Annotated in this window: 7 protein-coding genes and 1 tRNA gene; 1 reads left to right on the top strand and 7 read right to left on the bottom strand. The window is 70.1% G+C overall.

Translation table 11 applies throughout. From position 1 onward, the window contains the following. Positions 1 to 198: 198 nt before the first annotated feature. Complete coding sequence (locus ACYVDA_RS03280) at positions 199 to 795, bottom strand: hypothetical protein (RefSeq protein WP_460815044.1); 597 nt, start codon at positions 793 to 795, stop codon at positions 199 to 201. A 321-nt stretch (positions 796 to 1,116) separates the two neighbouring features. On the opposite strand from ACYVDA_RS03280, the gene ACYVDA_RS03275 reads away from it, so the two are divergent. Continuing rightward, positions 1,117 to 1,446: an ArsR/SmtB family transcription factor gene (locus ACYVDA_RS03275; protein WP_460815040.1), complete on the top strand. Its 330-nt coding sequence runs from the start codon at positions 1,117 to 1,119 to the stop codon at positions 1,444 to 1,446. Positions 1,447 to 1,540: 94 nt separating this feature from the next. Here ACYVDA_RS03275 and ACYVDA_RS03270 read toward each other — a convergent pair whose 3' ends face one another. The 6 genes from ACYVDA_RS03270 to tmk all read right to left on the bottom strand — a co-directional run bounded on the left by ACYVDA_RS03270 (position 1,541) and on the right by tmk (position 7,107). Continuing rightward, complete coding sequence (locus ACYVDA_RS03270; RefSeq protein ID WP_460815037.1) at positions 1,541 to 2,764, bottom strand: tyrosine-type recombinase/integrase; 1,224 nt, start codon at positions 2,762 to 2,764, stop codon at positions 1,541 to 1,543. Beyond that, positions 2,761 to 3,249, bottom strand: a complete 489-nt coding sequence (locus tag ACYVDA_RS03265) for a helix-turn-helix domain-containing protein (protein ID WP_460815035.1) — start codon at positions 3,247 to 3,249, stop codon at positions 2,761 to 2,763. Before ACYVDA_RS03265 ends, ACYVDA_RS03270 begins: the two co-directional genes overlap by 4 nt. Positions 3,250 to 3,485: 236 nt before the next feature. Further along, positions 3,486 to 3,558, bottom strand: a tRNA-Thr gene (locus tag ACYVDA_RS03260). A gap of 77 nt (positions 3,559 to 3,635) precedes the next feature. Further along, positions 3,636 to 5,261 carry an alpha/beta hydrolase gene (locus ACYVDA_RS03255; protein WP_460815033.1) on the bottom strand — a complete coding sequence of 542 codons (1,626 nt, stop codon included), beginning with the start codon at positions 5,259 to 5,261 and terminating at the stop codon, positions 3,636 to 3,638. A 41-nt stretch (positions 5,262 to 5,302) separates the two neighbouring features. Then, a complete protein-coding gene (locus tag ACYVDA_RS03250) occupies positions 5,303 to 6,460 on the bottom strand; it encodes a DNA polymerase III subunit delta' (RefSeq protein WP_460815031.1) in 1,158 nt (385 codons plus the stop codon). Continuing rightward, complete coding sequence (gene tmk, locus ACYVDA_RS03245) at positions 6,457 to 7,107, bottom strand: dTMP kinase (protein ID WP_460815029.1); 651 nt, start codon at positions 7,105 to 7,107, stop codon at positions 6,457 to 6,459. Before tmk ends, ACYVDA_RS03250 begins: the two co-directional genes overlap by 4 nt. Positions 7,108 to 7,140 lie beyond the last annotated feature (33 nt).

Below are 7,140 nucleotides of genomic sequence, written 5' to 3'. Positions count from 1 at the left end.
CAACCGACGCCGCCGTCAGCGAGCCCTCGGAAAGCTCACACCGGTCGAGTTTGAGATGATCTACACGACCGCAGAAGCGGCCTGAACACCCCAACCCCTAACCGTCAACCAAAGCGGGGGCAGACCCGGTCGGCGTGGTTGACGCAGCGTTGATCGTCAGTGTCGCCAGAGCCGCGAGCACCGCAAGTACACGCACGATCAGGCGACACACGACTTCTTGTCCTTCAACGTGCTGCCCGCGAACACCCAGTCCTTGCCCTTCGGCTTGCCCATCCGAACGACGAGCGGGGTGACCAAGTGACTGGGCTTGTTGTCGAGCACGTCGCCGCTTTTCGTGTACTTCAGCTTGCTGTAGTCGGTGCATTGAACGATGACGACGTAGGTCGGTTTGACCGAGGTGGCGTACGTCCACAGCGGCTCAGCCGGGACTTCGCGTCGCAGGCCGCCCTTGTCGTAGTCCGTGGCCAAGGTCAGGGCATCCCGCTGCCAGAAGAGCGAGAACTCCTGCAGAGTGGCTCGAGCGTCGGGGGTGTCCTTGCCCTTGCGGTAGATCTCGTTGGAGAGCTTCGTGTACTGCTTCCATCGCCGCAGGGCAGCGTTGTAGGTGTCCATCTGCTCGTGGGTGAATTTGTCTTGCCAGCCGGTTGGAGGGCCTCCGGTTCCGCTGGGGTCACTGCTGGGGCTGGGATCTTTGGTGCTCGTCGGGGCGCTCGGCGGAGGCTTGGATTCCGGGTCACTACCGCCGCCGCAGGCGGCAAGACTGCCGCTACAGGCCGCGATCAGGGTGAAGGTCACCAGGCGTTGGTGGAGAGTCATCGCGTAGTCCTCCACGCATGGTGCCGTCCTTGCGGCAACTGATTGTGCCTAGCGTCGGCCGCTGGGGAGGCTTGCTCTGGTTGGAAGTGTCTGCGCGGTGCGCTGGGGCCGGTTGGGCTCACCGTGAGGGGCCAAGAACTCGGCGACGGGCGACCTTCGCTGACTCCGCGATGCGGATGGGGTGCCCGAGCGCCCATTGGATGCCTCCCCCGGTCGGTTCGGTCTGCATCCTCGAGATTCCGATATTTGCACCCTCCCGCGCTAAGCGCAACAGGTGGTTGATCGGGCACAATCACGGTTATGCCACGCCTGTCGACGCCCGGAGACATGCCGAAAGAAGTGCTCGTGGCGATCGAGACCATCGGCAACAACGTGCGAACCGAGATCTTGCGACAAACCTCTGAGCAGGGTCTAACGGCGCTCGAACTGGCCGACCGGATCGGCGTGCATCCAGCAAGCATCCACCGAAACCTGATCGTGTTGGAGCGCAGCGGGCTGGTTTCTGCCGACGTCGCGGCGGGCAGACGCCGTGGACAGTCCGTGATGTGGAGAACCGAGGCAGCCGAGGTCGCGGAGGTGGGACGCATCTGGGTGCGGTACGTGTGCTCGGCATCAAACTCAAAGACCTGAGGCGGCATAGGGGACATCACACGAAGGCTCCCGTCTGGCCTTCCTTCGTGCCGGGGCACCTGAGCACCTGAGCACCTGTGGGTGAGTGGTGTCATCACGGCGACTCCGCGGTGGGCCAGTAGGCCTGGTCGATGCGGGCAGCGGCGTCGCGGCGCATCGGCTCGAGGACATGTTGGTAACGGGTGAGCAGTGATGACTGGGACCAACCGAGCAGGGCCATCACGACGCGTCCGTCCACGCCTTGGGCCAAGAGCATGGTGGCGGTGGTGTGTCGGGCGTAGTGCAGTCGCAGTGGGGGGACGTCGGCTCGCTGGGTCAGGGTGCGCCAGGCTTTGGCGTCGACCGAGGGATGCTGCGGGTGCCCATCGGGCCGCGGGAACACGAGGTGGTACTCGTGCCAGGCGGGCCCGGCGACAAGCTGGTGAGCGGCCTGGTCGCGGCGGTGCTCACGCAGTTGCTGCATCAGCTGTCGCGGAACCGCGAGCGTCCTGCGACCCGCCCGTGACTTGACATCTTCGAAGATCCAGCCTCCCCCAGTGCGCTGGGGACACTTCGACGGTTGGTGGTCTGGTTGGGGATCACCGCACGCATGGTGCCAACCCGGACGCTGCAGCTGGCGCCGCACCCTGATCTGCTGGTTCTCGAAGTCGATGTCATCCCACATCAGTCCGAGCGTCTCGCCCTGCCGCAACCCCAGGGCCAGGGCGACCGACCATCTTGCGCCGTTGGGCAGTTCGGTCGCCGCTAGCAGGAGCCGACGGCACTCCTCTAACGCGTACGGCTCGAGCTCGACCTCGCGCACACGCGGGACCACCGCGTGGGTGCACGGGTTGGCGACCAGCAGCCCGCGTCGCACGGCGGTGTTCAGGGACGAGCGCAGAATCCGGTGCAGCGCGAGCGCACTTCGCGGGAAGCGCTCGGCTACCCGGAACAGCAGGTCGTCGATGTCGCGTACGGCAATCCGTGCCAGCGGCCTGGACCGCAACGGTCCGCAGTGTGTCCGGATGAGGCTGGTGTAGTTGTCGAAGGTCTTGGGCTTGCGGGTGCGCTGGATGATCACCAGCCACTCGTCGAGCCACTGGCCCAGGGTGAGCTGCTGACTCGGACTGGGCCGGCGCCCCGATCGGGCTCGTTCGCTCTCCAGCGCCGCGACCTTCTCCGCGACCTCGGTGCGGGTGCGTCCTCGCACATGGCGCCGGATCGGCTTGCCCGCATCGCTGGTTCCCATCGAGACATACCCCTGCCACTGACCCGTCGTTGATCGGTAGATCGAGGAGCGACCGTTGGCGGCCCGGCCACGGGATTCGATCCGGCTCACGACGCTGCCACCACGTCAGTCGCCGCTGTGCGGGGCGTGCTTTCCTGATGGGCCGATGAGCTCTGCGCTGTCAGAGTCGGAGCCAGTTCTGGGGAAGTCTCTGCAGCCGTCTCGGGGCCGGGGACCTCAGATGCCTCTCGGAACTGCGCTAGCTGCTCGGCGGTGATCAGAGTGCGGGCGCCGACCTTGAGGTGCCCAAGGCGGCGTTGCTTGAGCAGCTTGTGCAGCATGGACACACTCACCCCCAGCTCGGTCGCGGCGGCACGGACCGAGTACACCGAGCGAGATCCGGCGCCGTCGTTGCGAACCTCAGGGGTGACCGCGGCAGCGTGCGCCAGAGCCTGGGCGTCCAGCGCGATCTCTCGGTGCAACCGGTCCACCTCGGCCAGCCGCTGCTCCAGATGGGCCAGCAAGCGGTCGATCTCAATGTGGAAGTCGGCCGAGGGACTTGTGCGGTACCCGGTGGCGTGGCGATGGGTGTCCATGGCTTCCAAGGTCGCCAGAGGAGGTGCCTGCGATCACGTGGCAGCGGGCGATCTTCTGGCCCGGGAGGGAATCCAGCACCCGGCGGTGCAGAGGACCTGGGACCTACACCGGCGTACCTGGGAGTGCATCGCTCTCGCACCAACTGCAACCAGAACTGCACCACTTGCCTCGTCTCTGAGGGCTTGATGCGGTATTACTGGCGATCTGTAGGCGTCTGACCTGCGGTTATGTAGTGAGCCGCCTGTCGGAATCGAACCGACGACCTTCTCATTACGAGTGAGACGCTCTACCGACTGAGCTAAGGCGGCGCAGTGCCCGGCCGGTGAGCCGGGCACGCCGGACGAGTCTAGGGGATGCAGGGCGCCCCCCACCAACCGACCCGGGATCAGCAGGACAGGCCGTTGCGGGGCACCTTGCCGCGCACGAGGTAGCCCTCGACGGCGTCGTCGACACAGGTGTTCCCCTGCTGGAAGCCCGTGTGCCCGTCGCCGTCGCGGGAGACCAGGACGCCGCTCTGGAGCTGCTTGGACAGCGCCACGGCCCAGGGGTACGGCGTGGCCGGGTCACGGGTGGTGCCGACGACGACGATCGGGGGCGCGCCGGCGGCCTTCATCGCGTGGGTCGTCTGGCCGCTGTCCACGGGCCAGGCCGCGCAGGTCGAGAGGCTGTAGGCGAAGCCACGGCCGAAGACCGGCGAGACCTTCTCGAAGGCCGCGAACTGCGCGGGCACCTGGCTCATCGGGGTGGCGTCGCTGTGGTCCAGGCAGTTCACGGCGTACAGCGCGGCGATGGCGTTGTCGGTGTAGCCCGAGGGCCCCCGCGAGGTGTACTGGTCGGAGAGCTGGAGCAGCAGGTCGCCGCGACGCTGGTCCAGGGCCTGGCGCAGCGCCGCGGTGAGCAGGGGCCACAGCTGCTTGAGGTAGAGCGGCTGGAACATGCCGTACGTCGCCAACCCCTCGGTCAGCGGGCGTCCTGACGACGTCGGCAGCGGGGTGGCGTCCAGCTGCTTCACCAGCTCGCCGAGGCGGGTCTGGGCCGAGGCCACCGTGCTCCCCAGCGGACATCCCGGGCGGGACACGCAGTCGCGCAGGTAGGCCTCGAACGCGGTCTGGAACCCCTTGGCCTGGCCGAGCGAGAACGCGACGTTCGACAGCGACGGGTCGATCGCGCCGTCGAGCACCATCCGGCGCACGTGGGTCGGGAACAGGTCGGCGTACGTCGTCCCGATCAGCGTGCCGTACGACGCGCCCAGGTAGTCGAGCTTCGGCTCCCCCAGCGCCGCGCGCAGGATGTCCATGTCCTTGGCGACCTCGACGGTCGACATGTGCCGGGTCAGGTCACCGCTGCGCTTGAGGCAGCCCTCGCCGTAGTCGCGGGTGAGGCGGGTCAGGGTGTCGACCTCGGCCTGGTTGTCGGGGTCGGGGTCGGAGGCCAGGAACCGGTCGGTCTCGGCCGTGGTGGCGCAGCGCAGCGGGGTGCTGCCCCCGACACCGCGCGGGTCGAAGCCGACGATGTCGAAGTAGCGGCTCAGCTGGGGCCCGAAGGCGGCCTCGCCGGCCTCGGCGTACTCCACCCCGGAGCCGCCGGGGCCACCCGGGTTGACCACGAGCTGGCCCACGCGCTCGCTGCGCCGCTGGGCGGGCACCGAGACGACGGCCAGGCTGATCACGGTGCCGTCGGGCTTGGCGTAGTCCAGCGGCACCTTCAGCCGCGCGCAGCGGTCGCCGTTGTCGCAGGAGGTCCACCTCAGCTTCTGGCCGTAGAACGTCGACAGCGCCGAGGGGGTGGCCGGCATCGCCGTCGGACCGCTGGGCGACGGCGGCTGGGCGGCGGGGCCGGAGCCGCCGCCGTCGTGGCCGCGCAGCACCGACACGGCCGCCCAGGCGGCCAGGCCCAGGGCCAGCACGCCCACGACCAGCGAGACGGCCGTGACCGCCGCGATGGTCGCCGTGCTCCAGCCGCGGCGCGGCGGAGGCGGCGGGGGGTACGACGGGGGGAAGGGCTGCGACATGGGCCCAGAGTAGGGGCGCGCGCCAGCCGCCCGACGCGGTCTCAGTGCCGGGGCACCTGCAGCGCGACCGTCATCGACTCCAGCGCCAGCAGCGGCGGCACGTTGAACTCCAGCATCTGCTCGCGTGCCTCCAGCACGGCCTCGATCCGGCGCAGGGTCTCCTCCGGCGTCGACTGGCGGGCCAGCGCCACGACGTCGCCCCGCAGCTCCTCGTTGACCATCTCGACCCGGGTGTCGAGCTGCAGGGTGAGGACGTCGCGGTAGACCGAGATCAGGTCCATCAGGCTGCGGTCGACCACGTCGAGCACCCGACGCTTGGCCCGGGTCTTCTGGGCCTTCTCCAGGTCACGCAGGGCGGGGGCGTACTCCCGCGGGCGGCGGCCGCGCTCCACGACGCCGTAGGCCCGGTCGAGCTCGGTGCGCTCGCGCTGGTCGCTGACCGTGGTGAGCGCGTCGGCCTCCTCCTTGGCCAGGTCGTGCAGGTCGGCCGCCGCCGCCAGGCAACCCCCCAGCGAGGTCAGGCGCGAGGGCACCGCGACCACCTCGCGGCGACGTCGGCGGGTCGGCTCGTCGCGGGCCAGCGCCCGGGCGCGACCGATGTGGCCCTGCGAGGCGCGGGCGGCGTACGCCGCGGTCTCCTCGGGCAGACCCACGGCCCGGACCAGGAACGAGGTGACGTCGTCGACCGAGGGGGTGGCCAGCACGACCAGGCGCGTGCGGGAGCGGATCGTGGGCAGCACGTCCTCCACGGTCGGCGCGCAGAGCAGCCAGACCGTGCGGACCGTCGGCTCCTCGATCGCCTTGAGCAGCGCGTTGGCGGCCTGGTCGGTGAGCCGGTCGGCGTCCTCGACCATCATCACCTGCCAGCGGCGCCCCACCGGGGCCAGCGCCGAGGTGCGCACCAGCTCGCGGACCTCCTCGACGCCGATGGAGAGCTTCTCGGTGCGGGTGACGCGCACGTCGGGGTGGGAGCCGACCGAGACCTCGTGGCAGGAGTGGCACTCCCCGCACCCGCCCCGCTCGCACTGGAGGGCGGCGGCGAAGGCCAGCGCGGCGTTGGAGCGGCCCGACCCCGGCGGGCCGGTGAACAGCCAGGCGTGGGTCATCTCCCCCGCGCCCTCGGCCGCGGCGCGCTGCAGCAGCCGGATCACGGGCGTCTGGCCCACGAGGTCGGCCCAGACGCCGGTCTGCTCGCTCACCGGGCCACCACGGGCAGCAGCGGCTCGACCCGGGCCAGGACGGCTTCGGCGACGTCGTCGACCGGCGCCCGGGCGTCGAGCACCAGGTAGTGCTCCGGGTCCTCGGAGGCCAGCCGCAGGAACGCGGCGCGGACCCGCTCGTGGAAGTCGACCGGCTCGCCCTCGATGCGGTCGCGGCCGGTGAACCGGCTCATCCCCTGGCTCGGCTCGAGGTCGAGCAGGACGGTCAGGTGCGGGCGCAGGTCGCCCGTCGCCCAGCGGGCCACCCACGCCAGCTCGGCGACGTCGAGAGCACGGCCCGCCCCCTGGTAGGCCAGCGTGGAGTCGACGTAGCGGTCGGTCACCACCACCTCGCCGCGGGCCAGCGCCGGGAGCACGACCGACTCGACGTGCTCGGCCTTGTCGGCGGCGTAGAGCAGCGCCTCCGTCCGGTCGGCCAGGGCCCCGGTCGCGGGGTCGAGGACGATCCGGCGGACCTCGGCGCCCACGGGGGTGCCGCCCGGCTCACGGGTCAGCAGGACCGTGTGGCCGGCCGCCTCCAGGTGCTGGCGCAGGCGCCGGGACTGGGTGGACTTGCCGGCCCCCTCGCCGCCCTCGAAGCAGACGAAGAGCCCGCTGTCGGCGTACGCCCCGGGGAAGTCCTGCACGCCGACACCCTAAGCGGCGCCACCGACATCCCC

The sequence above is a fragment of the Nocardioides korecus genome (assembly GCF_054778395.1).
Note: the sequence above shows the minus strand (reverse complement) of the source record. Positions and strands in the feature narration are given on the sequence as shown.